We start from the raw sequence: 25,131 nt of genomic DNA on the forward strand, positions 1-25,131 counted from the left end.
TTGGCGCCGATGCAGAGGACCCGGTTCGGGAGAAGGAGCGCGGTTGCTACCGCGACCGTTCTATGACGCCGCGCGTCGTAGGCTGCGCAGAACCCACGACGGGCAGTTCGCGTTCGCTTCGGCTTCGGCGACGGTGAGCCAGATGAGTCCGGCCACTTCCTGTGCTGAGGCGGCGATGGGCTGAGCGTGCGCCGGCAGCTCACCGCGAAACACCACATTGATCACCGGATCGCCGTCGTCCGTCATGAAGAACCCGCTCTCCACGTAGGTGAGTACGACTTCTGCCACGTCGACGCCGATCTCCTCCGCTACCTCCCGGCGCGCGGTCTCCTCCAGGACATCGGCTCCGGCGCCGTCGATCTCGACCTTGCCGCCGGTCCGGGGCGTGGGCTGAGTTCGGCGTCGATCAACGTCATGATGCCGGAGTCGCCCAGCAGGCGGGTGTAGTGGCTGGTGATGGCGTCGGGGATTTGTGCCGTCTGTTTGGTGGGAGGCCGGGGTCGGGTGGCTCGGGCTCGGGTGGTGCGCGGCGGCCAGGCGCGTGGCTTCGCCGTACTCACCTGCCGCGGCCGCGCAGCAGCGCGACCGCGGTGAGCTCGTCCAAAGCGGGGACGAAATGCTGGTAGCGGGCCAGTGCGGAGGTGCTCATCCCGGCCGCGGCGGCCACCACTCGCAAATCGATCCGCGCGCCCAGCAGTTCGGCGATCCAGGAGGAACGCAGTCGGCGCACCGACAGGGAGGGCAGTCCGCCGGTCGGCCGGTGGCGGGCCGTCCAGGAGCTGAACAGGTTCTTGGCGTGCAGGGAGGCGCGCCCGGGCCGGAAGACGAAGGCATCGCCGGGCCGGTCTGTGGCTTGAGTCAGGATGTCCTCCCAGGCAGCGCGACGACATCCACCGAAAGGATCCGTTTGTCATGGTCGGAGGACGCGCGCGGTCCCGCTCTCCCCGGGAGCTGGCCGAGGACCCGGAGAACTGGCCCCACGCGGACCTGTCCGGTCATCCGGCCGCCATCGCCGCCGCTCTGCAGAACGTGATGGCCGAGCGGGGGCTGAGTTTCCGCCGCCTGGCTGAGGTGTCCGGGGTGAACCGGCAGACCGTCAACGACGTGGCCGTCGGCCGATGCTGGCCCGACGTGGCCACCATCGCCCAGTTGGAGGCCGGGCTGGGCATCCGGTTGTGGCCTGATCCGCCCGCCAGGCCGAAGGGAAGCTGACTCGGGACGAGCTCGGTTTCGCCCTGGTGAGGGCATCGTCGGTCCTTCCCGCCGCGACCCTGCCGATGGCAGGGCAGGCGAAATCGGGGCTCGACGTCTCCCCAAGACACCTCGTTCAGGTTACTCTCGGGAATGCGGGAGCCACTGTCGGTTAGTTCTGCTGGGCGCTCACGCAACCCGGGTGCCGCCGAGGGCCTAATCTCGGCGGCACCAATTTGTTCACGGCAGGGGCCGTGATCACATATCGGCGGTCAAACGGCCTCCCAGCTGGGCGCGTGCCCGTTGATATTGGAGGCGATCGCATAAAGTCCGTCCGCTTCGCGCCGTAGCCAGCCGTCGCTCACCAGTCGTTGCAGCCGGGAGCGCATCCCCTCCACCTGCGAGCGGGTATCCGGCTTACCGATGGCCTGCGCGATCTCCCGCGCCCGCATGGGCTCCTCGGCTGTGGCCAGAAACGCCACCACCTGCCGCCGGAAGCCCCGTAGGGGCGGCAGGCGTGGCGGCTCGTCAGCGAGATCGCTACGGGCCGAGCCGGACGGCTCCTCGATGACCACGCCGTCGTCTGCGGCCGTGTCGGTTTCGCTGGGGTAGTCGTCGGCGAACTCCGTCAGAGTCTCACGGGTGATTGCCAGTCGGCGCAGTTGCTCTTCGACGGCGGCCAGTTGCGCCCGCAGTTCGTCCGCCTGCTGCCGTGCGGTCGCCTCGGCTTGGGTCACACGTTCCAACAGTGACATCGCCATCGCCTCCCACGGGAGAAGCAGTCATACCCGCCTGCCGCATTCACGCCATGCGACCAACAACTCCACACTGTAAACGGCACAGCACTGACAGTCACTAGCACACTTCAAGATCCTTGCTTGTCGGCACTGTGGGAAGCTCGAGCGAAGCCTTCAAGGGTCACCAGGCAGGTACGCCCGAGCAGTTGCCCTGTCGTGCGCGCCGGACCAGGATCGCTGGCATGAGCGTCTTCTGCGAGTGCTACCGGGCTGCGGATCGTGCGGCGGCGATCGTCCAACCGGACCGTTCCCGTGTGATCGACGATCCTGAGTACGGAGTTGCCGGGTTTGACGCCGTGGAGACCGGGGCTTCCACCTCACTCTCTCCTGGGAGAAGCGCTGCCTGGTCTGGGTGATCGACTCGGTTGACGGCTGGTGACACGTTCGTTAACGGCACCCCGATATGGCAGAAAGGGATCACACGCGGGGATAGCCGCTGGTCAGCGTTGGGGGGTGCTGCAAAGCGCCTTTGGCGGCGGAGATAGCTTGGGGATGTGGAGGAGGCTGAGCGGCGGCTCGTCACCGAGCGGCCGCCGAGACCGGCGAACCGGTCGCCGGCGACGCCCTCGACGGGGCGGTCATCCATGTCGCACTGACCGGCGGCACACCCTCGATGACGTAGGGGAATCCGGAGGTCTGACCATGCGGTCACAGACCAAGGACGCGAGCGTCGTCCAATGCTCGAAATGCGGACGGAGGAACCGGCTGCCCAGGGCCGCCTCAGGAATCCCGCGGTGCGGCGACTGCCACCAGCCGCTTCCCTGGGTCACCGAGGCCGGGGACGACGACTTCAGCGAGGTCGTCGAGGCGGCCCGGATCCCGGTGGTCGTCGACTTCTGGGCACCTTGGTGCGGCCCGTGCCGCATGGTCAGCCCGGCGTTGGAGCAGGTCGCGGCCGATCTTGCCGGTCGCCTGAAGCTGGTGAAGGTGAACGTGGACGAAGCGCCCCGGCTCTCGGAGCGCTTCACCGTACAGGCCATCCCGACCCTTGTCGTGATCGATCAGGGCCGGGTCCTCACCCGGCGATCGGGCGCGGCGCCGGCTCCCGCCCTACGCGAATGGGTGGACGATGCGCTGGCCGCCTGAGCTTTCCGAGACGCCGGACCCGCAGGGGGCCTACCCGCGGCTGAGCGACGCGCAGCTCCAGGCGCTGGCCCCGCACGGCGAGCGGCGCCGCACCCGCCGGGACGAGGTCCTGTACGCGGAGGGTCTTCCGTGCACCGAGTTCTTCGCGATCCTGGCCGGCAAGGTGGCGACGGTCGAGGGATTCGGAGCGGACGACCAGGTGATCGGCGTCCACGGGGCAGGCCGGTTCCTGGGAGAGCTCAACGTGCTCACCGGCCAGGTGGGCTTCGTCACCGGCGTGGTGGCCGAGGACGGCGAGGTTCTCGCCGTGCCGGCGGACGCGCTCCGCCGCCTGGTCGCCGGGGATCCGGCACTCGGCGACCTCATCCTGCGGGCCTACCTCATCCGCCGCACGATGCTCATCGGACTGGGGGCGGGCTTCCGCATCATCGGCTCCCGCTTCTCGGCCGACTCCCGACGGCTGCGGGAGTTCGCGGCACGCAACCGGCTGCCGCACCGGTGGATCGACCTGGAGCAGGACGAGGAGACGGAGCGGTTCCTGCGGAGCATGGGCGTCACCCCGCAGGAGACCCCGGTCGTGATCTGGGGTGGCGAGAGGGTGCTTCGCAACCCGAGCAACGCGGAGCTGGCCCGGGCGGTCGGGCTCCTCGCACCACGGGTGCAGGAGACCCGATGCGACCTGCTCGTCATCGGGGCCGGGCCGGCGGGGCTGGCGGCGGCGGTCTACGGGGCGTCGGAGGGCCTCGCGACGACGGTCCTGGACGATGTCGCGACGGGCGGCCAGGCGGGCACCTCCTCGCGGATCGAGAACTACCTCGGCTTCCCGTCCGGGATCTCCGGCGGCGAACTGGCGGAGCGGGCGGCGATCCAGGCCGGCAAGTTCGGCGCGCGTTTCTGCGTCCCCGCACAGGCGTGCGGACTGCGCCTGGACGCGGGCGATCACATCGTCACCGTAGGGGAGGGCGGCACGATCCACGCGCGCACCCTGATCGTCGCGACCGGCGTCCGCTACCGGAGGCTCGACGTCGGGAACCTGGAAAGGTTCGAGCCCACGAGCGTCTACTACGCGGCGACCATGTTCGAAGCCCAGATGTGCGAGCGGGATCCGATCGTCGTCGTGGGCGGAGGCAACTCGGCCGGCCAGGCTGCCCTGTTCCTGGCCCGGCACGCCGCCTGCGTCCGGCTGCTCGTGCGCGAGGACGCGCTGTCCAGGAACATGTCCCGCTACCTGGCCGTCGAGATCGAACGGCACTCCCAGATCCAGATCATGCCGAACACCGAGGTCCGGGAGCTGATGGGGGAAGAGAGGCTCGCCGCGGTCATCGCCGAGAACAACGTCACCGGCGAGCGTTCCACGATCGAGGCCCGCGCGATGTTCATCTTCATCGGCGCGGAGCCGTACACCGCCTGGCTGGCCGACGAGATCGCGCTCGACCCGCGGGGCTACATCCTGACGGGCGCGGACGCCACCCGGTCCGGCAAGGAAGGCACGCCCGACTCCGCCGGCCGGCCGTTTCCGCTGGAGACGAGCAGGGCGGGCGTGTTCGCGGCCGGGGACGTGCGGAGCGGGTCGATCAAGCGGGTGGCCGCGGCGGTCGGTGAAGGCGCCATGGCCGTACGGCTGATCCACGACTACCTCCAGGCCGGAGAGTGACTCCAGGCCGGAAGGAAGGAGACCTCCATGGCTGTCATGGCGGTGCCGAGATTCGAACGCTTCTTCCGCAGCGCCGCAGGTGTCGATGTCGACAAGGACGACCTCCGGCGCTACGGCGACTTCGTGAACGACAAGCTCTACGACCTTCTGATGATCGGCCAGGCCCACGCCAAGGCGAACCGTCGCGACATCATCGACCCCTGGGATTTACCCGTCACCAAGGGCCTCCAAGAGAGCATCCACCGATTCCGCCTCCTCGACGAGGACATCGAGCTGAAACCCATCCTGGAGCAGCTCGCCACGCTGCCTCCACTCGACCTGTCGATCGGCGAGGAGACCGTCGGACGCCTGCCCGAGATCGTCGGCGGCCTGTCAGTGGCACTGGCTCAAGCTTTCAAGATCGTGGATCCGGATGTGAAGAACCCCGCGACCGAGCAGTGGGAACGCACGACACGTGTCTTCGACCTGCTGCTCTGAGGCGGCCGGGACGGCCTCGGCGATCAGCTCTGAACGGCCCGCCCCGGACGCCCGGTGAATCCGGCGCCGAGCCCTCCCAGGGGCGCGGCCGCGGCGAGCAAGGAAGGAGGAACGAACAGTTGACCTGCTGTACGGCGTAGAACCTCTCGCCCCGTCTCTGGCGGGTAAGGCGATCCTTCGCAATCAACCGCATGCGAGGAAATCATGAAAGCGATCGTGTACAACGGACCTCGACAGGTCAACGTCGAGGAAGTCCCGGACGCGCGCATAGAGCGGCCCACCGATGTCCTGGTTCGCATCACCACGACCAACATCTGCGGGTCGGACCTGCACATGTACGAAGGCCGGACCGACTTCGAGACGGGCCGCGTCCTCGGTCACGAGAACCTCGGCGAAGTGGTCGAGGTCGGACCGGCCGTCGACCGCGTCCGCGTCGGCGACGTGGTCTGCATCCCGTTCAATATCTCGTGCGGCTTCTGCGCGAACTGCGAAAAGGGCCTGACGGCCTACTGCCTCACCACCAATCCCGAGCCGGGCATGGCCGGGGCGGCCTACGGCTTCGCGGACATGGGGCCCTACAACGGCGGCCAGGCCGAGTTGTTGCGCGTGCCGTACGGCGACTTCAACTGCCTCGTCCTCCCGGACGACGCGAAGGAGAAGCAGAACGACTACGTGATGCTCGCCGACATCTGGCCGACCGGCTGGCACGCGACTCAACTCGCCCAGGTGGAGGCGGGCGACTCGGTCGTGATCTACGGAGCGGGGCCCGTCGGGCTGATGGCCGCCTACTCCGCCACGCTCAAGAGCGCGAGCAAGGTGATGGTCGTCGACCGCCACCCCGACCGGCTCGCCAAAGCCGAGGAGATCGGCGCGATCGCGATCGACGACTCCCAGTCGCCACCGGTCGATCAGGTCATGGAGCTCACCAAGGGTTTGGGCGCCGACCGGGGCTGCGAGTGCGTGGGCTACCAGGCCCACGACCCACAGGGGCACGAGCACCCCAACATGACGCTCAACGACCTCGTCAGATCGGTCAAGTTCACCGGGACCATCGGCGTCGTCGGCGTCTTCATCCCGTCGGACCCCGGCAGCCCGGACGATCTCTTCAAGCAGGGCGAGATCGCCTTCGACTACGGGATGTTCTGGTTCAAGGGCCAGATGATCGGCAACGGCCAGTGCAACGTGAAGCGCTACAACCGGCAGCTCCGCACGCTCATCCACGAAGGGAAGGCCCGGCCGTCCTGGGTCGTCTCGCATGAACTGAACCTGGACGACGCACCGGACGGCTACGAGCACTTCGACCGGAGGGATCTCGGCTGGACCAAGGTCGTCATCCATCCCGGCGAGCTCAACTGACACGCAGCGCCCGGACCACCGCCGCGATGGCGCACACCATCACGGCGCCCGGAAGACCATGCCGGCATCGGCCAATGGCCGCGACCGCAGGCGATGACGGACTTCTTCGTCGAGTTCGAGGAGCGTGACGAGGACTACGACTGGCGAGCCGCCATTCTCGCGGTCATCGACCAGACCGCAGGCGCAAGGCTGACCAGTGAGTGGCTGGAGCAACCACATCCGTACCAACGGTCCGTATGCCCGAGGCGGCACGCTGAAACCTCGGGGGCTCGGCCGGGAAACGATCACGGCCATCTCGGGAAGCGATCTTCGAGCCACCTTCAGCGCCCCAGGCCAGACCTACTCGTGAACACCCCACCAAGGGGCCGTTCTTGAAACGGCTGGGCTGTAGTTGACGGGATCCCGTCTGATCATCGCGATCAGGCGGGATCTTGTCGTTTCAGAGGTTTCCGAATCAGGTTCGCCCTGGTTTGGGACCTGTGGAGCTGGTGCCTGGAGAGGCCCGGGTGGTGTCAGGCCGCTGGTGGAGGTCCGAGTTCGCGTCGCTGGGCAGGGCGAAGCCGACGCCGGGCTGGGTGCTGCGTCACGGTTATCTGGTTTGCGGCTCATGGGGCGGGTGGTGGCCTGCTCCGGCCCATGAGTGGCGTGCGGTCGACGGGCTCTGCTGGAGTTTCGAGGTTGTCAGCGGGTGCGTCGGGCTTGTCTGGGGGCTGGTGGATGTGGCGCCACTGGTCGAGGAAGTGGTTGTCAGCAGCGACGTCACCATCGCCTCTCTCATGGCAGTCTCGCGACCGTCACGTTACTGAATGCATAGCTGCAACTCCACACTGTGGGCGGCAAGGGCATCGCTGACCCCCAAGACTGCAAGATGATCTACGGCGAAAGACGCCATGACCGGCAAGATCACCGCAGGCGCGTGCCACGGCGAGCGGCCGTCAAAGAAGACGCTCCATCCACAACGAACTGATGTACTGACCGTTCTTGGCGGCGTACTCGTGGAACGTCCCGACCTCTGTGAAGCCGAACTTCCGATGCAACGCCACCGATGCATCGTTGGGCATGGCGATACCTACCACCGCCACATGGATCGGCTCATCGGCAATGCTGTCAAACAGGGCCCGATACATCGACGTTCCCACCCCCAAGCCGCGACAACCGGCATCGATCGCGACGCTGAGCTCAACCGTCTCCCGGAAGGCGTCGTGATCCCGATAACGCTGACTGCACGCATACCCCACCACCTGACCGCCTCGCCGAGCCACGAGCAGCCGGTACGGGCCAGTGGAGGAGAACCGTTCGAACCAGGCGCGCCGCTCATCCACCGTGATTGGCCGAGCGTCGAAAGACGCAATCGAATGCGCCGCCACATCGTTGAGAAGCGCAACGATTCCGGGAAGATCGCCCTCATCCCCCATCGCAACCTCAATAGAACCTGAACCATCAAGCGTGCGCACATCGTTCATGCGCCACATTCTGGTCAAACCGAGCCTGCTTCACTACCGCCGGAGTTCAGCCCGCCCGCACACCACCAACAAGAAGACGACGGGACCGCTCATCTCACACGGCCACTGCCTGGGAAACGATCAACTCCCGGACGGGAAGCGATCTTCTCAAGCCTTCCTGCGCACCAGGTGAACCCCACTCGTGAACAGCCCGCCAGGGGCCGTTCTTGAAACGGCTGGGCTGTAGTTGACGGGATCCCGTCTGATCATCACGATCAGGCGGGATCTTGTTGTTTCAAGGGTTTCCGAATCGGGTTCGTCCTGGTTTGGGAGCCGGAGCCGGAGCAACGGTCGGCCCGAGGCCCGCCAACGTTGGCGACGGGTGCGGCCAACGAGGGGCCGGCCAGGCCTCGCACCCTGCGGTTGCGCCGGTTGCGCATCAGGGTCGGATTGACGAGCGATCGAACTGCAACTAGCTTAATTGCAGTTGATCGGTGTCGTGGTGGATCGCGTAGGGGGCGCAGTGGGTGTCAGCAGCAGGAGCGCGGTCGCGATTCACGCGCTCACGATGTTGGCGCGCTGGGGTGAGCGCTCGCTGACCTCCGCGGAGATCGCGGACAGTCTGGCGAGCAATCCGGTCCTCGTGCGGCGCATCCTCGGCAGCCTGCGGGACGCCGGCCTGGTGTGGTCCACCGAGGGGCGCGGTGGCGGCTGGTCCCTCGCCCGCGCTCCGCGCGAGATCACGCTCTATGACGCGTACGGTGCGGTCGAGGCGGGGCCGATCCTGTCGCGGCACGCCCATCCACCCAGCGAGACGTGCGAGGTTGGGCGCAACATCCAGGCCCTGCTTGAGGTGGAGTTCCGGGACGCGGAACGGGCCATGGAAGAACGGCTCGGCCGAACGACCATCGCCCACCTGCTCCAGCGGGTGCTGGACATCGAGCGTGAACTCGCGTTACCGAATCGCTAGCTGAGCAGTGGCGGAGGCGAGTCCTCCGCCCTTTTTCTACCCTAACTGTAACTATGGAAGTGGCAGTAAGTGTCGCGCGGAGGATGCATCGAATGGCACCCACCTCAACCACCACCGAACGAACCGGCTCAGGGCCGGCCCTATTGGCGGTGCTCATGCCGGCGATGCTCGCAACGGTCATCGCCAGCGACATGGTCAATCTCATGCTCCCGTCGATCGGAGCGGAGTTCGGGGCCTCCGAGGCGGAACTCGCGTGGGTCGTCACCGGCTTCCTGCTGATGTTCTCGATCGGCATCCCTCTCTACGGCCGCGTCTCCGACCGGGTGAGCCTGCGGCGTCTCTTCTGTTTCGCCCTGCTGACCTACGCCGCCGGGAGCCTGATCTGCGCGCTCGCCTCAGATCTCCTCGTGCTCGTACTCGGCCGGATCGTGATGGGGGTGGGCGCGGCCGCGATACCCGTACTCTCGATCATCGCCGTCACCAGGTTGATGCCGGCGGACAGGCGAGGAATGGGGATCGGCGTCGTCTCCGCGGCCGCGGGTATCGGCACCGCCGCCGGACCGGCCATCGGCGGCGGGATCGGCCAGTTCCTCGGATGGCCCGCGCTGTTCTGGCTCATGCTCGTGGTCGCGCTGGTCCTGCTTCCCGCGGCATCGCGCGTGCTACCGGGCGAGGCTCCGGTGGGTGCGGGCCGGTTCGACCTTCCCGGTGGCATCCTCCTGGGCCTCGGCGCCGGGCTGGTCCTGTTCGGCATGACCCAGGCACAGGTCGCCGGCTTTGCCGCGCCCTCGTCCTGGGGCAGCCTCGTGGTGGCGGTCGTGGCGATCGCGCTCTTCGGGTGGCGCACCGTCCGCGTCGCGCAGCCGTTCGTCCCGCCCGCGCTGTTCACCAACCGGGTCTACCGGACGGCGGTCGTCGTTGCGTTCCTGGCCATGATCGTCAACCTCGGCGGCCTGGTGTTCGTTCCGCTGCTGGTGGTCGACGTCAACGGTCTCGAACCGGGGGCAGGCGCCCTGGTCATGATCCCGGCCGGGGCCGCCGTCGCCGTCGTCTCGCCGTTGATCGGTCGCCTCGCCGACCGCATCGGCACCCGGCCCCTGGTGCTGACCGGCCTCGCGGTCATGGGGCTGTTCGCCCTGTTCCTTTCCACCTTCACCGGAGGCACGTCGGTGATCCCCGCGGGGGTCGGGATCCTCGGGCTCAGTGTCGGCTTCATCTTCGTGATGACCCCGATCATCAGCGCCGCGGCGAGCGTGTTGCCGGCCGACCAGGTCGGCGTCGGCCTCGGGATCCTCCAAGGAGCCCAGTTCCTCGGCGCCGGCACCGGCCCGGCCCTGTTCGGTGTCCTGGTGACCGCGAGGCAGCAGAGCGGCAGCGGCGCCATCAACCCCCTGTACCCCGGCCATGGCCAGGAAGGCGCCGCCTTCTCCGACGCCTTCCTGGCCATGGCCGTGGTCGTCGTCCCCACGTTGATCGTCGCGTTCCGGATGCGTCCCGCGGCAGCCCCCGCGGCCACGCCGTCCCGTGACGCGGACAAGGCCCACCGGGACGCGGGTCGGGAAACCGCCGGTAGCCCATGATCACAGAATCACCGAGACGACCGGTGACGGCCAGGAACTAGACGTCGCCTACGTTCCCGAGTCGGTGCGACGGGGTTTCCGGACGGCGACTTGTATTCCGAGACCTGTATTCAGAGGAGGATCACGTTGAAAACGATTGTTGTGTCAGGAGGCACCTCGGGTATCGGGGAGGCGCTCGCATACACCTACCTCGACCGGGGCGACCAAGTGATCGTCATCGGTAAAGATCCAGCGAAGGGGAAGAGGTTTCTCGACGCGGCGGAGAAGGAAGGTGCCGGCGGCCGGGCCTTCTTCATACGCGCGGACCTTAGCCTCGTCAGCGAAAACCAACGAGTCATCGGGGAAATCAAAGCCAGGTTCGCGGTAGTGGACGTTCTCGTGCTGTGCGCGCGATACTTCCGTTCCTATCGCACGGTGACCTCCGAAGGGTTCGAGCACAATTTCGCGCTGTACTATCTGAGCCGGTTCCTGCTCGGATACGGCCTGGTCGACCTGATGGAGAAGGCCGACGACCCTGTCGTCATGAACGTCGCCGGCCCCGGTGTGAGCGCGGGGAGCATCCAGTGGGATGACCTCGGGATGGAACACGGCTACGACGGCTGGTCGGCCATGTTCCAGGGCGGGAAGCTGAACGACCTCCTCGGGGTCTCGTTCGCCGCCGAGCATCGCGGATACCGTACTCGCTATGTGCTCCTGTTCCCCGGCGGAACACGGACCGGTTTCGCGGGTGAGTTCGACGCTTCCACCGCGGCCTATGTCGCCGAAATGAAGAGGATCGCGCAGCCGGTTGAGGTGGGGATCGTCCCGATCATCGCAATTATCAACACTCCGCCCCGCGAACCACTGAGCGCCTTTGTGGAGAGTAGACGTATCAGCCTCCTGCACCTGTCCTTTGACAAGGGCGCCGCGGCGCGGCTGGACGCCCTCACGCGGGAGTTGCTGCGCAGCAAGATGATTGCCGGAGCAATGCTCAACGGCGGCCCGCAGGGCGATGTGCCATGACGGTCCGTCCTCGCCCGACTCGGCGGTCACGTCGTCGGTAGGCACCTGGTGTCAGGCCGTGCTCTCGTTCGAAGGCGGCGCCGACGGCGAATTCCGACATGTATCCGATCCGGTGGGCCACCGTCTTCGGAGCAATGTCTGAGGTGCGGTGCCGGCCATGGTCTCCTCCACGTCCCCGGACCGGACAGCACTCCGGCCGCCGCCCGGCCTCCAGGCTGTCCCCGGGTGGAACCCACCCTGGGAAACGATCACTGCCTGCGCGGGGAGCGATCTTCGCGTGGGCAATTTCGCCCCAGCTCAAGGTCGCTCGTGAACAGCCCACAAGACGAAAGGCCCGATTCCAGATCATGGAACCGGGCCTTTTTGCTGCTCAGGTGGCGTGCAGGTCGTTGGTGGCCGGGATCGCGCGGTGCGGTGTCCGCTGAGGGCTCCGAGGCTGGAGTCAGCGAAAGGTCAGCGGACGTTCTCGGAGCGGGTGAACTGCCGCGCTGTGACGAGGGGGTCAGCCGATGACTGGGTCAGGCACCGGGGTTGTCGAGGATGACGACGGGGGCATCCTCCACGTCCGGCCACTCGCTCTCCAGGCTCATGCCGGTGGCCGTCTCGATGAAGGCGAACGCCGCGCTGCGCTTACCGCTGTAATCCTCTGGATCGAGGCAGGCGAGCATGGCGCGAAAGTCGGCCAGGACAGTTGGATCGCCTTCCTCAACGGCGTACTGGGTGGAAAGGAAATTGTGCATCCGCGCTCTGATCTCGCCGCCGGCCGCGTGGAGGATCGTGTAACCCCCGTTGAAGTGCCAGGTCACCATCCACACGCGTGACTCGGTGCTGAGGGCGGTGAGGACGCGGTCGGACAGGCCGAAGCCGTAGGCGAGTTCGAGGAAGCCCCAGGTTCCTTCTCCTTCGGAGACGAGGAGGACGGGCCGGTCCTCGTCTCCGGCCTCCTCTCGGGGATATTCCATGACGCGCCGCTCGGGATCGCGGCCTCCGTTCAGTTGCCGCAGGAGGTCGTCAACCGTGATCTCTTCGTTGAGGGGTTGCGCCACGGTCCAGGTGAGTCCGTCCTCCAGCCACTGATGCCGCTCGAAGAAACTGCGGTAGTAGTCGATCACATGATCATTGTGATGGAAGTCAGAGACGAAACACGCTCATGTGGTGCTTCTTCTCGCCGTTATAGCCCCTCGTGGGGCGAGAGACCGAAAGACCCGACTCCAGCTCGTGGAATCGGGTCTTCACCGTGTTCGGGCTACGTGGCTGATTCGTCAGCGGAGGATTGTTGGTCTATGGGTAGGACCTCCGGGAACGAGGCCAGGGAGAAGTCAGCGAACACCGCGCGAGCCCTGTCGTTGCGGTCGCGTGAGGCGTGTGTGTGGCGGTTGAGCGTGGTCGAGATCTGTTCGTGCCCGATGAGTCCCGCCACGTCGTTGACGGGACGCCCTCGGAGACGAGCCAGGTCGCGTAGCAGTGCCGTAGGTCGTGGACCGGTTGTCGTCGTCCTGGCGTCGACGTTTGGGCAGTGGCAGTTGACGAGATCTCGTCTGATCACCCCGCCCTGGACCTCGAACCGGTCGGCCTGGCGAGCCTCGCCGATGCCCTACGCCGCGTCGGCTGACCCACTGTGCCGCTCGCGTCAGACACGTAAGGGCAAGGCTCTCTTCCAAGTGATCGTCGATCACCAGTCGTCGGTGATGAGGTGCTTGGGCGGGGTGATCAGGCGGGATCTTGTCGTTTCTGATCTTTTGCAGCGAAGGTTGAGCATTATCGCCGAAGGCTGGTGACCGCCAGGTTTCTCACCGATGGTTAAGCGCGCAGGTCAGAGCGCTGTGTCGAACGTTGGGATGAGGGAACCGCTGCGGCCCCAGGCACATGCGCGACCGTGCCGCCATGTCTCGAAGGCGCTGCGCAGCCCTCTCACCTACGGCGTTCCCCTCACTCAAACTTCGCTGACAACGCTCAACCTTCGCTGCGAGAAGTCAGTTTCGAGGGTTTCCGAATCGGGTTTGTCCTGGTTTGGGACCGCTGTGGAGTGGGTGTCCGGGGAGATCCGGGTGGTGCCAGGCCGACGTCCCCGTCACGAAGGACCTGCACGAAAGCGGTGGGGCCGAGCAGGGAAAAGGGGCGGGGCGGAGTCGTTATCGGCAAAGGCTTCGTTCGGCGGTGGTGGTGAGTGTCGTCGCGGTCTGGTGGAGGGGCAGGTTGCGGCCGGTGTGCAGCAGGTCGAAGCTGTCGAAGCTGGTCAGCAGCCAGAGCAGGTCGGTGGCCTGGTCGAGGGTGACGTCAGGGCGTAGCGCCCCCTGCTCGTCCAGGTGCTGAGCCAGCTCGGCCATTCCGGCGGCGCGGCCTTGCTCCATCCGCTGCACCGCGCCGCCCACCGCGGCGGCGTCCAGTAGCGCCATCGACGCAAGCACGCGCAATACGTCCTGGTGGGGCGCATACATCTCGACGATCGCGTGGATCGCGCCGCGCAGCGCCTCGCGGGCGTCGGGATGGGCCGACGCCTGGAGCATGCGGTCGAAGCCGCCGCGCTGCAGCAGGTCCGCGCCGACCGCGTCGAAGAGCCCGGCGCGTGAGCCGAAGACGAGATAGACGGTAGGGCGCGCGACGCGCGCCATGCGGGCGATGCGATCGATGCTGACCGGTTCCGATGGCGCTTCGCGCAGCCGTTGGTAGACCGCGTCGAGGATGCGGCGCCGGGTCTCCTGCGCCGCATCCGCGCGGAGGCGCTGTTCGTACTTCCGGGTAGCCATGGGCCTCATCCTAGCATTGAGTTGACAGCATGTATTTTGAAATACATGCTGTCGTTTGAAATTGGGCGACGGTCACCGCAGCACGGTGACAGCCGATCCTGATAGCCAAAGCGAGGAGCCCGTCATGCACGTGATGATCCGCTGGAAGATCAAGCCCGATCAGGTGGAGCGTGAACTGGAGTTGCTGCGTGCCGTCTACGAGGACATGCACGCGGTTCGGCCAGAGGGCCTGCGCTACGCCACCTTCCGGCTCGACGACGGGGTGACCTTCGTGGACGTGGCCGAGATGGCCGACGGTCCCGGGGTGTTGCAGCAGGTGGAGGCCTTCCAGCGCTACCGGGCCACCCTGGACGAGCGGTGCGACGAGTCGCCTGTCGTCACCGTGCTGCAGGAAGTAGGCGCCTACCGCTTTCCCTGACGTCACCCGATCAACGGTTTGAGCCCCAAGTCAGACACGTACATGAGCGTTCCGGAAGGCAACCCTTTATGCGATCCACCATCCAACCGCCCGCCGGTGACCAAGCCGAGCTCACCAGCAGACCGAAGGTGGCGATCATCGTCGGCAGCACTCGCCCGGGGCGCAAGGCCGAGGCCGTCGCGGCCTGGGTGCACGACCTCGCCGCCCGCCGCGACGACGCGACCTTCGAGGTCGTGGACATCGCTGACTACGCGCTACCCCATCTGGACGAGCCCGTCCCACCGCGCGCCGGCCACTACAGCCACCCTCACACCCATGCCTGGGCACAGAAGATCGGCGCCTTCGACGCGTACGTCTTCGTGACCCCCGAGTACAACGCCTCGGTTCCCGGTGCGCTGAAGAACGCCATCGACTTCCTGTACGCCGAGTGGAACGGCAAGGCCGCAGGATTCGTCGGCTACGGCATCCAGGGCGGTACTCGAGCCGTCGAACACCTGCGGCAGATCGTCAACGATCTGGAAGTCGTCGCCATGTCCACGACGGTCGCCTTGACCCTCGCCGACGACTTCCAGGACCATGTCCACTTCACGCCGAGCGCCGATCCGACCAAGTACGTCGCCCTCATGCTTGACGAGCTCGTAGCGCGGACCGCGCAATCGAAGGAGGCGGAGCGGTCGCTGTAGAGCCGAGAGGCCCGGAGGGGAGCAGCGGAGGCGTTGCAGGGCTCGCACACCTCGGATCAGTCCTCTCGGTGCTGTAGCGGCTCAGCCGGGGAACTCGGATCTCCAGCGCCTGGTAGAACGCCAACGGCCACGATCGGCTGGGAAACGATCACACGCGGGTTGGGAAGCGATCTTCGCCAGGGCGTTATCGGCACGGCTCGGTCACACTCGTGAACACCCCACCAGGAGCCGTTCTTGAAACGGCTGGGCTGAAGTTGACGGGATCCCGTCTGATCATCGCGATCAGGCGGGATCTTGTCGTTTCAGGGGTTTCCGAATCGGGTCCGAGTAAATGGCAAGGCACTGGCAGTCACTACCGAGCGCAAGATCCTTATCGCCGCAGCCAAAGCCGTCGCCCACCGGGTAGGGCCGCGAACCCCCTGCGGAAATGTCAGTCGGCTCTGCCCGGGTGACCTGACCACGAAAGTCGATCACTGCCGGGCGCCTGCGCTTGACGGTGTCAGGCGTGAACTCGGATCAGTGGCGTAGGCGGGCAACAGGTTGCGTGGCTCGGCGGCCGTGTGGGCCGCTCGTTGGTTGCGTCCGAAAAGTGCCAGTGCCCGCTGCTTCATCACTGCTTGGCTGGGTGCCTGCACGCCGCGCGCACCTGCCTGAACGGGAATCATGTCTACCACCACGCTCGCCCGGCCCCGCTCGCCCGTCACCAGCTGGCTCGCGGTCACCTCGCTCATGCTGGGCATCTTCGCCATCGTCACCAGCGAAATCCTGCCCATCGGCCTGCTGACCGCCATCGGCGCCGACTTCGGCATCTCCGACGGCACCACAGGGCTGACCATGACACTGCCCGGCATCGTCGCCGCGGTCGCCGCACCCATCGTCACACTGACCACCGCGCGCCTGGACCGCCGCGTGATGCTGTGCGTCCTCATGGCGGTGCTCGCCGCCGCCGACGTGCTGGCCGCAGTGGCGACCTCCTACTGGGCCATGCTGATCTCCAGGGTGCTCGTCGGCCTCACCATCGGCGGCTTCTGGTCGATCGGGGCCGGGCTGGCCGGCCGCCTGATGCCGCCGCACGCCGTAGGCACCGCCACCGCTGTGATCTTCTCCGCCGTGCCACTGGGCTCCGTACTCGGCGTACCGGCCGGCACCTTCATCGGCAACCTCGCCGGCTGGCGAACCGCCTTCCTGGTGCTGGCCGCGCTGGCCATCCTGGTCCTGGCCGCCCTGCTGATGCTGCTGCCGCCGCTGCCCGCCCACCAGGTCACCAGCCCTCGCGTCCTGCTCGACCTGCTGCGCGCACGGGGGGCCACCATCGCCCTGCTGGCCACCTTTCTCATCGTCTTGGCCCACTTCGGCACCTACACCTACGTCACGCCATTCCTCCAGGACGTCACCGGCCTGCCTCCCACAGCCGTCAGCGCCGTCCTGCTGGCGTACGGTATCGCCGGAATCGCCGGCAACTTCCTGGCCGGCAAAGCCACCGCCACACGCCTGCGAGCCGCTTTCGCAACCTGCGGTTGCCTGATCGCGGCCACCACCTTGCTGCTGCCCTCGGTAGGCGGCACGACCGTCGGCGCCGTGGTATTGCTCGTGATCTGGGGCCTGGCCTACGGAGGCGTGCCCGTCTGCTCGCAGGCATCGTTCATCACCGCCGCCCCTCACACGCCCGAAGCTGCCGCGGTCGTCTTCACCTCCTCCTTCCAGGCGACCTTCGCCCTCGGCGCGTTCCTCGGAGGCCGCGTCGTCGACTCCTTCTCGGTCTCCACCGTGATGATCTGTGGCGGGCTGACCGCTCTGCTCATGGCGGTATCCCTATGGTCACTCACCAAATCCCGCTGAGCCGGCGCTCTTTGTCGGGCGATTCCGCCCAGTCCAAGCAACTCCACATCACCAGCTCCCGAGCTGCCCGGCCGGGGATGAAAAAGGCTCATTGATCACTGGAATCCTGAGTTCACGCCGGCCAAGGTACGTCACACCGCATCGCGCCCGGCCCCATCGTCCCGTGACGACCGGGTTCTGTGCCTGTCGGTGGCGGTTGACAGCATGACGACATGACTATGCAGCCCTTCGATACATCTTGGCTCTGCGGCGAATACGCCGAGGAGTGCTACAGCTTCATCTACATCCGTGCCACGCCTGAACAGGTGGTTGCCCGCCTCGGCGGTCGATGGGAGGACTTCACGCCGGGTCCCTTCCCCGGCGACCCGGATCACTACTCACGCTCTGAGAAGCCTCTCGGCGTCACCTCCATCGGCGATTGGACGTTCGTTTTCGACTCTGACTGGCTCGGCACCCGCGAAGACGTGATCACTGAACTCTCCGAGGGCACCCGCCTCGTCTCCCAAGCTGCACTCGGCATCAAGGACGTGGACTACTTCTACTGGTGTGAGGACGGCGAGATCCGATTCGCCTGGGGCGGCGATGACGGATATCTGACGGAGATCCCGGACGAACTCGTGGACACGATGGCGGAGATCGACAGGCTCTACCCATCGGGTCCCAGGCTCTACCGAGGGCCGGCTTTCCTGCTCGTCGAGCACCTGACCGGGATCAGGGCGACGGAGCAACTGCTGAAGGGCGCTACGTTGATGTGGGGCGTCGTCCCGGAACCGGCCAAATCGTAACGTTGGCCGACAGTGAGCCTTTTCCTCCTGAAGTCGCAGCTCAGAGCGGGTGAACCGGTAGAGGTGAACACTCAGGCCATCGCAGGGCAGGTCGCCGGGCGATCCCGCCGAGTCCAAGCAACTCCACATCACCCGCTTCCGAGCTGTCCGGCTGAGAGCTGAGTGACCAACTGGGTGACAACGGCCACGGACGGCGAAGGACTGTCCCCGCAGCTCAGGAAGCGCACGCGGCCGTGCGCGAGCCGGTTCTCGGGGTCCCCGAAACGCTGCTGTCAGGCCGGCGTCGAATTGAATTTCGCCGCGTGGTGGGTGGCCCATTGGGCGTAGGTGAAGGCGGGGCGCCCGGTGACCTCCTCGACGGTCGGCAGTACCTCCGCGGTCATACCGTCCATCGAGGCGAGCAGGTCGAGGAGAAAATCGACCGCCGGCGGGGGTGCTCCTTGGAGTAGCTGCTCCCTGAATTGTTTCCTGGGCTGCTCCTCGAACCGCAACGGCCGCCCGATCGTCTCGCCGATGATCCTCACGCGGTCGACCTGGGTCAGCGACTGCGGTCCGGTGAGTACGTATGCTTTGCCGACATGCCGGTCGAGGAGGGCGCGGACGGCGACCGCGGCGATGTCGCGCGGGTCGACGGGGGCCGTCGCGGCCTGGCCGTAGGCTCCGCGTACGACTCCGCCGTCGGCGATCTGATGTGCCCAGGCGAGGTCGTTGGTCATGAACGCGTCAGGGCGCACATAAGTCCACGGCAACCCTGATGCGGCGACGGCCCTTTCGAGTTCCAGATGCCGCTCCCCGATCCACCCGGGCGTGGGGTATGCGACGGCCGATGAGGACAGCAGTACGACGTGCGGCAGGTCGGCCCGCCGCGCCGCGTCGAGGAATCCGTCGAGCGCGCCGAAGGCGGGAAACAGAAATGCCCGATCGACACCGTCCAGCGCCGCCGGCAGTGTTTCCGGTCGGGTGAGGTCGCCGGGAAGGACCTCGACCTCATCCGGAAACGCGCGGGGGCGGGGATTACGGGTGATGACCCGTACCCTCTCGCCCGCGTCGAGCAATTGGCGGACGATGTTGGCGCCGACGTTTCCGGTGGCACCGGTTACCAGAATCATTGGTTGCGGTCTCCTTCTTTCTGCGGGGTGTGCTTCTTGGGGCCGATGATCAGGAATATGGCGATGGCGGCGAGGCAGAGGAATCCGGCGGCGGTCAGGCCGGCGAGGTTGTAGCCGTGGACGGTGGCCCGTGTGGTGAGGTCGGCGGTTCCCGGGTGGGTCTGGAGGAAGCCGGTGGCGGCCGATCCGGCGAGGCTGCCGAGCAGGGCGATTCCCAGTGAGGAACCGATCTGCATCGAGGTCATCACGGTGGCGCCGGCGACTCCGGCGTCCGCTCCGATGTCGAGGGTGGCGGTGTTGTTGGCGGGTACCAGCACCCAGGCATTGCCGAGTCCGAGCAGGATGACGATGGGCAGCAGGTGCGTCAGGTAGCCGCTGTCGGCGCTCAGCAGGCCGAGCAGTGCGAGTCCCCCGGCCGTCGCGACCAGTCCGGGGCTCAGCAGGAGCCTTACCGGGGCGCTGGTGACGAACCTGCGGGCGAGACGTACACCGAGGACGATGGCGGCGGTGTAGGGCAGGAAGGCGAGCCCGGCCTTGAGCGGGGAGTAGTCCAGGACGTTCTGCAGGTAGAAGGTGAGGAAGAAGAATCCGGCGAAGTTGCCGGCCGCCATGCACAGGACGGCCAGGTAGGCGCCGCCTCGCCGACGGTGCAGGACGACGCGGAGTGGCAGCAGTGCATGGGCGGTCCGGTTCTGGGACCAGACGAACAGAGCCAGGAGGATGAGCCCCGCCGTGAGGCCGGTCAGTGTTGAGCCTGCGGTCCAGCCATCGGATTCCGCCTGGCTGAACCCGAAGACCAGTGCCATGAGGCCTGCCGTGGCGAGGATCGCGCCGGTGACGTCCACCCGGGTGCCGCCATGATGGCGGGGCGTGTCGCGCACGGCGACGACGACACCGAATGCCGCGGCGGCCGCGATGGGCACGCTCACGAACAGGCTCCAGCGCCAGCCCGCGTAGTCGGTGAGCAGCCCGCCGAGGACCAGACCGACACCGGAACTGCTTCCCATGACCGTGCCGTAGACCCCGAACGCCTTGCCACGCTCGTCAGGCGTGGTGAAGGTGGTGCCGATCAGGGCGAGGACGGAGGGCGTGAACAGCGCCCCGGACACGCCCTGCAACGCCCGGGACGTGAGGATCATGGCCGGGTCGACCGCCATCCCGCCCAGGATCGAGGCGACTGCGAAACCGGACAGCCCGATCAGCAGGCACCGTTTGCGGCCGATCAGGTCCGACAGTCGGCCGCCGAGGAGCAGCAGCCCGCCGTAGCCGAGGGCGAAGGTGGTGATCACCCACTGCCGTTGCGAGCCGGTCAGGCCCAGCTCCTGCTGAACGGTCGGCAGCGCGATGTTCATGATGGTGGCGTCCGCCGCGATCATGAGCTGCCCGACGGCCACCGCTACCAGCGCCCACCAGCGCCGCCGATCCGCTGTGGGGGGCGGCGCCAACTGACTGTGTACATCGGTCACCGCAGGTCGCGGAAGAACGTCCGTACGTCGTCGATGAAGAGTCCGGGCACCTCCATCGCGGCGAAGTGACCGCCGCGGTCGAACTCGGTCCAGTGCGTGATCGTGTACGTCCGCTCGGCGAGGGCGCGTATGGCAAGGGTGATGTCATGCGGGAGGACGGCCACGCCCATGGGAGGCGGGCACGGCAAGGGGCCGCCGAACGCGCTCTCACGGGTGAGGCGCGCCGAGGAGCCCGCGGTGCCGGTGAGCCAGTAGAGCATGACGTTGGTGAGGATGCGGTCGACGCTGATCTCGGATCGTGGATCGACCCATTCGGTGAACTTCTCGGAGATCCAGGCCAGCTGTCCGACCGGTGAGTCGGTCAGTGCGTATGCCAGAGTCTGCGGCCGGGTCGCCTGCAGCACCATGTATCCAGGTCGCTGGGCGAGGAACTGCTTGATCCGCGCCAGCCGGGCGCGGTCCTGCTCGGACAGGTCGTCCTCCCCGCCGTCCGGAGGCGGGGGCGTGGGCAGGTAGTTGACGTGTACGCCGATCACGTGGTCGGGGGCGACGGCACCCAACGTGCGAGAGATTCCCGATCCCCAGTCGCCGCCCTGAGCGCCGTACCGGTCGTAGCCGAGCCGGCGCATCAGTTCGGCCCAGGCTCGGGCGACACGGGATGTGCCCCAGCCGCGTTCCCGCGTCGGGCCGGAGAAGCCGAATCCGGGGATCGACGGGATCACGAGGTGGAACTGCTCGGACAGGGGGCCGATCACGTCGAGGAACTCCACGATCGAGCCGGGCCAGCCGTGCGTGAGGATGAGCGGGAGCGCGTCCGGATCGGTGGATCGTACGTGCAGGAAGTGGATGTTCTGCCCGTCGATCTCGGTGGTGAACTGCGGGTACCGATTCAACTCGGCCTCGTGCTCGCGCCAGTCGTACGTCGTGCGCCAGTGCTCGGCCAGTTCCCTTACTCGCGCCAGTGGGATGCCGTAGTCCCACTGGGCATCGGGCAGTTCGTCAGGCCAGCGGGTACGAGCCAGCCGGTCGGCCAGGTCGTCCAGGTCGGCCTGGGGGATGTCGATGCGGAAGGACTTAATCATGATCCTCTCCTTCGCTCTGAGGGCATTGACGTTAACTAGCACCTTTCCAACTGTCAACTTCACAACTATCAAAAGGCTTCTATGTCAACTTCCTGGCCGTAGACTTGCCCAGAGAGGTAAGGCCTGTGCCTGATCAGTGGGAAGGCCGCGTGAACGAGGAATCCGGGCCGCTGCACGAGACCATCGGTCACCTGCTACTTTTCGGCAGTTCGCCGGTCTTGTGGTCGGGGGCCGGGGGAAGGACGCGAGGTTTGGCCGCAGGGTGGGCGGCTCGTTGCCGAGCGTCGGTCAGGTCGACCGCGGTGGGTTGGCGGGGCTCGGTTGATGCGCGGCGGTCAGGCGCGTGGCTTCGCCGTACTCACATGGCGCGGCCGCGCAGCAGCGCGACCGCGGTGAGCTCGCCTAAGGCTGGGATGAAATGGTGGTAATGGAACCGGGCCTTTTTGCTGCTCAGGTGGCGTGCAGGTCGTTGGTGGCCGGGATCGCGCGGTGCGGTGCCCGCTGAGGGCTCCGAGGCTGGAGTCAGCGAAAAGTCAGCGGACGTTCTCGGAGCGGGTGAACTGCCGCGCTGTGACGAGGGGGCCAGCCGATGACTGGGTCAGGCACCAGGGTTGTCGAGGATGACGACGGGGGCATCCTCCACGTCCGGCGGCTCATCAGATTGCCGCTACGGACGGTGAAGACCTCTCCAAGCGGCTGAAGTCGCCCACCCATTCCCGGCGGATTTCGGCTGACCGGTCCAAAGGAAGCCGGGGTGGTCTGACCCTCCACAAGACCCTGCATCAACTCCAGGTCCTGCCGGCCGTCTGGGCAGATCAATGGCCAACCCGGAACCGATAAGGCCTGCGCTTCCAGGACCTGGGCGCCGACTACTTCGACACTCTCGGTCTCAAACGTCAGAGCCATAACAAGATCCGGGATCTGGAGCGACTCAACCCCGGCATGAGGGTCGCCCTCGTTCCCATCGCGGTTTCCACCACCTGATCACACGTCGTCACCGATCACTCGCCCGACACCGCCGGAGGTCTCCGAGTAAACCCCATATCGTCGCAGCTCTCCGTGATCTGGCGCCTGGGCGGGTGGCCGGGTCGACGCCTGCTGCCTGTCTGTCCGTGGCTGTTTCCGACCAGCACAACGATGAACTAAAGATGAACTAAAAGGGGGCATCCAAGTTCCCATAAGTCCCTCATAAGCGATTTGAGTGACGCTTCGATCATTCGATCAGGCTTGCATTCAGGAAGTGTCATGGGACACGTACGGCCTCCTGCCGACATCCGCAGGCAACCGAGCAGCGTGGCAGCGATCACTGCCGGTGGGAACGTCGCGGGCACCTCCTCTCCCGGATGTGGGTGGACTCACGCGCTGCTGACGGAGAAGCCGCACCAGATGGGTGTGAATCGAATACGACATGGGATGACATCGGCCCCCGCCACGCCGGTGACGACACGCGCCGGCCGACGATGCCGAGTCCGTCACCTCCGCGTGCTGGGCGCGGAGCATCTGCTCTGGAAACCCATATGACGACCTCGTAGCGGCAGCTCGCCTCCCCAGCAGTCTCCGTGCCGGATAACGAGGAAACCTGGGCCGGCCGTCGACCAGGTGTGTCACCAGGCACGGCTTCGCGGAAGGCCGTAGCCCCGAGCTCTCGCGGCGTGACCTCGGACAGGTGGCCTCCCCATCGCCGAGTTCACTCCGGCCGGACTCCCCCGGCCGGCATCTATGCGAGAGGACCCTCAGTGAGGTCGAGATGGAGAAAAATTGACCGCCCACAACGTCGGGGACGGGTGTCCCGGCTGAGCCGGCTGGTCGCGACGGTGATGACCGTCGTGCTCACCGCGAGCCTGACACATGCAACGTTCGCCCCTCCGGTGTACGCCGATCCGTCGCCGGCGCAACAGGAGGCTTTGAACACCAGGCTGCACGCGACGGCCACGCACCTCAAGAGCCCGAAGCCGTACAGGGACAGTCTGCTCAGCGAGTATCTGGGGACACTCGTGCTCACCTCGCCGGGGCTGACCGAGGAGCAGTATCTCAGCCGGCTTCAGGCCGCCTCGGAACAGATCGACCAGAAACTCGGCTCGGAGGCCGACGCGAAGGACAGCGTGGACCTCATGTCCAGGATCGCCGAGGTGGGCGCGCGGGTTCCGGGAATGGAGGGGGTCGCCGCCACCGTCAAGAATGCGCTGCGCGACCTGGTCATCTCGCCGATCTCGCGGTACGACACTTGGTCGGACGCGCTCGCCGCGCAGCGGTACACCGACCAGGAGACCTCCATTCTCCTGGACGAGGTGAGCCTCGCCGGTGCGGGCCGGATCCGGAAGGTGGCGCTGGACCTGGGGGCGGATCACCCCGCGGTGCGGGTCTGGAACTCCCAGGTCGGTGTCCGATCCGGTATCACCGCCAGTGCGACGACCGCGGAGTTCCTGGCGGACGCCGAGCTCAACGAGGTGGTCGGGCTCAGCGAGATTCTCAAGTACTCACCGGGCGACCCCAGATGGCAGCAGGAGGTCGACAAGAGGCTGGGCGTCCTGCTGGCGGCGAACAACAAGATCATCAAGGACGCGGTCGAGGCGATCGACGAGTTGCAGAGCACGTACGACGGCGCGTTCCTCTGGAGCACCTCCGCTCCCGCGGAACCGCCCTGCGCGCCCGGAGTCGCCATCCGCACGGATGCCCTGGCCGACTGCAAGTCCGCCTTCGAACGGGCGCAGGAGAGCGCCGCGCAACGCGGAAAGTACATCAAGCACGTCGAGCAGGGACTCAAAGGGCTCGTCAGCGTCGTGGATTTCGCCGACAAGGAGAGCGGCAGGAGGGTGAAGTACCTCGGCGAGGCGGCCGTCAAGGTCGCGAGCGCCATCAACGACTATCTCCCGAAGATCGCCGGGAAGGGATTGCAGGACGCCATCTTCTCCCTGGGGTCGGTGGTGCTCACCGGGAACATCCTCGGTGCGATCGGAGCCCTGCTCCCGCTCTTCCAGGCCGGTCAGCCGAGCATAGAGATGCGGATCCTGACCGAGCTCGGCAAGCTCCGCCAGGAGGTGGTCACACTCCAGACCGTCATGTACAAGCAGTTCGACGCCGTGAACAAGAATCTCAACGTCATCTACACCGAGATGCTGGGCAAGTTCGACGAGGTCCTGAAACTGCAGCAGGTGTCGATCGCCCAGCTCACCCAGATCCAGGGACAGCTCCACACCATCGAGCAGAAGGTGGACACCTGGTCGAGCGAGATCATCAAGTCCCTGCAGAACGGTGCCCTGCAGGAGGCCCGCACGGCGCTCAACCGGCACCTGAGGCGGTCAAGCGGTAAGCCCGTCGCGTCGTTCGCCGAATACGACGAGGCTGAGAAATGGGTTCATTTCGCTGGGGTGTCGCAGGCGCGGGAGGTTCCGTTCGTGCCCGGTAAGGGCAGCTACCCCACTCATGAAAATGACCCGGTGGCCGTGC

The 25,131-nt window shown here is 66.6% G+C and carries 22 protein-coding genes; 13 read left to right on the top strand and 9 right to left on the bottom strand.

The window, feature by feature from the left end:
• Window positions 1-60: 60 nt before the first annotated feature.
• Both ABZ260_RS08295 and ABZ260_RS08300 read right to left on the bottom strand, forming a co-directional pair.
• Window positions 61-618 carry an NUDIX domain-containing protein gene (locus ABZ260_RS08295; RefSeq protein ID WP_355614384.1) on the bottom strand — a complete coding sequence of 186 codons (558 nt, stop codon included), beginning with the start codon at window positions 616-618 and terminating at the stop codon, window positions 61-63.
• Window positions 557-730, bottom strand: coding sequence for a hypothetical protein (locus ABZ260_RS08300; protein ID WP_355614308.1), 174 nt, complete (start codon window positions 728-730; stop codon window positions 557-559). The genes ABZ260_RS08295 and ABZ260_RS08300 overlap by 62 nt, the downstream gene beginning before the upstream one ends.
• Window positions 731-912: 182 nt before the next feature.
• On the opposite strand from ABZ260_RS08300, the gene ABZ260_RS08305 reads away from it, so the two are divergent.
• A complete protein-coding gene (locus tag ABZ260_RS08305) occupies window positions 913-1,212 on the top strand; it encodes a helix-turn-helix transcriptional regulator (protein WP_355614311.1) in 300 nt (99 codons plus the stop codon).
• Window positions 1,213-1,463: 251 nt separating this feature from the next.
• Here the strand turns inward: ABZ260_RS08305 and ABZ260_RS08310 are convergent, their stop codons facing one another.
• The gene (locus ABZ260_RS08310) at window positions 1,464-1,946 is read right to left on the bottom strand and encodes a hypothetical protein (RefSeq protein ID WP_355614314.1); all 483 of its coding nucleotides are present in this window, start codon (window positions 1,944-1,946) and stop codon (window positions 1,464-1,466) included.
• Between the two features lie 684 nt (window positions 1,947-2,630).
• Between ABZ260_RS08310 and trxA the strand changes: the two genes are divergently transcribed.
• From trxA to ABZ260_RS08330, 4 genes are all read left to right on the top strand, one after another.
• A complete protein-coding gene (gene trxA / locus ABZ260_RS08315; protein WP_355614317.1) occupies window positions 2,631-3,074 on the top strand; it encodes a thioredoxin in 444 nt (147 codons plus the stop codon).
• Window positions 3,058-4,728 (top strand): FAD-dependent oxidoreductase, encoded by a 1,671-nt coding sequence (locus ABZ260_RS08320; protein WP_355614320.1) that lies wholly within the window; start codon window positions 3,058-3,060, stop codon window positions 4,726-4,728. The genes trxA and ABZ260_RS08320 overlap by 17 nt, the downstream gene beginning before the upstream one ends.
• Before the next feature lie 27 nt (window positions 4,729-4,755).
• Complete coding sequence (locus ABZ260_RS08325; protein ID WP_355614323.1) at window positions 4,756-5,205, top strand: DUF1931 family protein; 450 nt, start codon at window positions 4,756-4,758, stop codon at window positions 5,203-5,205.
• A 204-nt stretch (window positions 5,206-5,409) separates the two neighbouring features.
• Complete coding sequence (locus ABZ260_RS08330; RefSeq protein ID WP_350953749.1) at window positions 5,410-6,561, top strand: glutathione-independent formaldehyde dehydrogenase; 1,152 nt, start codon at window positions 5,410-5,412, stop codon at window positions 6,559-6,561.
• Between the two features lie 935 nt (window positions 6,562-7,496).
• Here ABZ260_RS08330 and ABZ260_RS08335 read toward each other — a convergent pair.
• Window positions 7,497-8,024, bottom strand: a complete 528-nt coding sequence (locus ABZ260_RS08335) for an N-acetyltransferase family protein (RefSeq protein ID WP_355614327.1) — start codon at window positions 8,022-8,024, stop codon at window positions 7,497-7,499.
• A 502-nt stretch (window positions 8,025-8,526) separates the two neighbouring features.
• On the opposite strand from ABZ260_RS08335, the gene ABZ260_RS08340 reads away from it, so the two are divergent.
• The 3 genes from ABZ260_RS08340 (at window position 8,527) to ABZ260_RS08350 (ending at window position 11,555) form a co-directional block, all read left to right on the top strand.
• Window positions 8,527-8,973: an Rrf2 family transcriptional regulator gene (locus tag ABZ260_RS08340; protein ID WP_355614330.1), complete on the top strand. Its 447-nt coding sequence runs from the start codon at window positions 8,527-8,529 to the stop codon at window positions 8,971-8,973.
• A gap of 92 nt (window positions 8,974-9,065) precedes the next feature.
• Complete coding sequence (locus ABZ260_RS08345; RefSeq protein ID WP_355614333.1) at window positions 9,066-10,553, top strand: MFS transporter; 1,488 nt, start codon at window positions 9,066-9,068, stop codon at window positions 10,551-10,553.
• Window positions 10,554-10,679: 126 nt separating this feature from the next.
• A complete protein-coding gene (locus ABZ260_RS08350; RefSeq protein WP_355614336.1) occupies window positions 10,680-11,555 on the top strand; it encodes an SDR family NAD(P)-dependent oxidoreductase in 876 nt (291 codons plus the stop codon).
• Window positions 11,556-12,073: 518 nt separating this feature from the next.
• Here ABZ260_RS08350 and ABZ260_RS08355 read toward each other — a convergent pair.
• Together ABZ260_RS08355 and ABZ260_RS08360 are read right to left on the bottom strand one after the other, a co-directional pair.
• The gene (locus ABZ260_RS08355) at window positions 12,074-12,667 is read right to left on the bottom strand and encodes a hypothetical protein (protein ID WP_355614339.1); all 594 of its coding nucleotides are present in this window, start codon (window positions 12,665-12,667) and stop codon (window positions 12,074-12,076) included.
• A gap of 1,020 nt (window positions 12,668-13,687) precedes the next feature.
• Window positions 13,688-14,302 carry a TetR/AcrR family transcriptional regulator gene (locus ABZ260_RS08360; RefSeq protein ID WP_355614342.1) on the bottom strand — a complete coding sequence of 205 codons (615 nt, stop codon included), beginning with the start codon at window positions 14,300-14,302 and terminating at the stop codon, window positions 13,688-13,690.
• Window positions 14,303-14,426: 124 nt separating this feature from the next.
• On the opposite strand from ABZ260_RS08360, the gene ABZ260_RS08365 reads away from it, so the two are divergent.
• From ABZ260_RS08365 to ABZ260_RS08380, 4 genes are all read left to right on the top strand, one after another.
• On the top strand, window positions 14,427-14,720 hold the full coding sequence (locus ABZ260_RS08365; protein WP_355614357.1) for a hypothetical protein: 294 nt from the start codon (window positions 14,427-14,429) through the stop codon (window positions 14,718-14,720).
• A 68-nt stretch (window positions 14,721-14,788) separates the two neighbouring features.
• Window positions 14,789-15,403 (top strand): NAD(P)H-dependent oxidoreductase, encoded by a 615-nt coding sequence (locus ABZ260_RS08370; RefSeq protein ID WP_355614360.1) that lies wholly within the window; start codon window positions 14,789-14,791, stop codon window positions 15,401-15,403.
• A 663-nt stretch (window positions 15,404-16,066) separates the two neighbouring features.
• Window positions 16,067-17,242: an MFS transporter gene (locus tag ABZ260_RS08375; protein ID WP_355614363.1), complete on the top strand. Its 1,176-nt coding sequence runs from the start codon at window positions 16,067-16,069 to the stop codon at window positions 17,240-17,242.
• Between the two features lie 212 nt (window positions 17,243-17,454).
• On the top strand, window positions 17,455-18,027 hold the full coding sequence (locus ABZ260_RS08380) for a DUF6461 domain-containing protein (protein ID WP_355614366.1): 573 nt from the start codon (window positions 17,455-17,457) through the stop codon (window positions 18,025-18,027).
• A gap of 272 nt (window positions 18,028-18,299) precedes the next feature.
• Here ABZ260_RS08380 and ABZ260_RS08385 read toward each other — a convergent pair whose 3' ends face one another.
• Genes ABZ260_RS08385 through ABZ260_RS08395 form a run of 3 tightly spaced genes read right to left on the bottom strand, consistent with a single transcriptional unit; the run spans window position 18,300 to window position 21,684 of the window.
• Window positions 18,300-19,136: an NAD(P)H-binding protein gene (locus ABZ260_RS08385; protein WP_355614369.1), complete on the bottom strand. Its 837-nt coding sequence runs from the start codon at window positions 19,134-19,136 to the stop codon at window positions 18,300-18,302.
• Complete coding sequence (locus ABZ260_RS08390; protein ID WP_355614372.1) at window positions 19,133-20,602, bottom strand: MFS transporter; 1,470 nt, start codon at window positions 20,600-20,602, stop codon at window positions 19,133-19,135. The genes ABZ260_RS08385 and ABZ260_RS08390 overlap by 4 nt, the downstream gene beginning before the upstream one ends.
• Entirely contained in the window at window positions 20,599-21,684 is a 1,086-nt protein-coding gene (locus ABZ260_RS08395; RefSeq protein WP_355614375.1) for an epoxide hydrolase, read from the bottom strand. Before ABZ260_RS08395 ends, ABZ260_RS08390 begins: the two co-directional genes overlap by 4 nt.
• Window positions 21,685-23,468: 1,784 nt before the next feature.
• Here ABZ260_RS08395 and ABZ260_RS08400 point away from each other — a divergent pair.
• A partial coding sequence (locus tag ABZ260_RS08400; RefSeq protein WP_355614378.1) for a hypothetical protein occupies window positions 23,469-25,131 on the top strand: 1,663 nt, incomplete at its 3' end.

The organism is Streptosporangium sp. NPDC006013 (assembly GCF_040614275.1).
Lineage (GTDB): Bacteria > Actinomycetota > Actinomycetes > Streptosporangiales > Streptosporangiaceae > Streptosporangium.

What these genes read in the sequence shown, in the direction of transcription:
- ABZ260_RS08345 (WP_355614333.1), top strand. Translation starts at nt 9,066, where the DNA reads ATGGCACCCACCTCAACCACCACCGAACGAACCGGCTCAGGGCCGGCC.
- ABZ260_RS08320 (WP_355614320.1), top strand. Translation starts at nt 3,058, where the DNA reads ATGCGCTGGCCGCCTGAGCTTTCCGAGACGCCGGACCCGCAGGGGGCC.
- ABZ260_RS08375 (WP_355614363.1), top strand. Translation starts at nt 16,067, where the DNA reads ATGTCTACCACCACGCTCGCCCGGCCCCGCTCGCCCGTCACCAGCTGG.
- trxA (WP_355614317.1), top strand. Translation starts at nt 2,631, where the DNA reads ATGCGGTCACAGACCAAGGACGCGAGCGTCGTCCAATGCTCGAAATGC.
- ABZ260_RS08365 (WP_355614357.1), top strand. Translation starts at nt 14,427, where the DNA reads ATGCACGTGATGATCCGCTGGAAGATCAAGCCCGATCAGGTGGAGCGT.
- ABZ260_RS08380 (WP_355614366.1), top strand. Translation starts at nt 17,455, where the DNA reads ATGACTATGCAGCCCTTCGATACATCTTGGCTCTGCGGCGAATACGCC.
- ABZ260_RS08310 (WP_355614314.1), bottom strand. Translation starts at nt 1,946, where the DNA reads ATGTCACTGTTGGAACGTGTGACCCAAGCCGAGGCGACCGCACGGCAG.
- ABZ260_RS08330 (WP_350953749.1), top strand. Translation starts at nt 5,410, where the DNA reads ATGAAAGCGATCGTGTACAACGGACCTCGACAGGTCAACGTCGAGGAA.
- ABZ260_RS08385 (WP_355614369.1), bottom strand. Translation starts at nt 19,136, where the DNA reads ATGATTCTGGTAACCGGTGCCACCGGAAACGTCGGCGCCAACATCGTC.
- ABZ260_RS08370 (WP_355614360.1), top strand. Translation starts at nt 14,789, where the DNA reads ATGCGATCCACCATCCAACCGCCCGCCGGTGACCAAGCCGAGCTCACC.
- ABZ260_RS08305 (WP_355614311.1), top strand. Translation starts at nt 913, where the DNA reads ATGGTCGGAGGACGCGCGCGGTCCCGCTCTCCCCGGGAGCTGGCCGAG.
- ABZ260_RS08395 (WP_355614375.1), bottom strand. Translation starts at nt 21,684, where the DNA reads ATGATTAAGTCCTTCCGCATCGACATCCCCCAGGCCGACCTGGACGAC.
- ABZ260_RS08325 (WP_355614323.1), top strand. Translation starts at nt 4,756, where the DNA reads ATGGCTGTCATGGCGGTGCCGAGATTCGAACGCTTCTTCCGCAGCGCC.
- ABZ260_RS08360 (WP_355614342.1), bottom strand. Translation starts at nt 14,302, where the DNA reads ATGGCTACCCGGAAGTACGAACAGCGCCTCCGCGCGGATGCGGCGCAG.
- ABZ260_RS08335 (WP_355614327.1), bottom strand. Translation starts at nt 8,024, where the DNA reads ATGAACGATGTGCGCACGCTTGATGGTTCAGGTTCTATTGAGGTTGCG.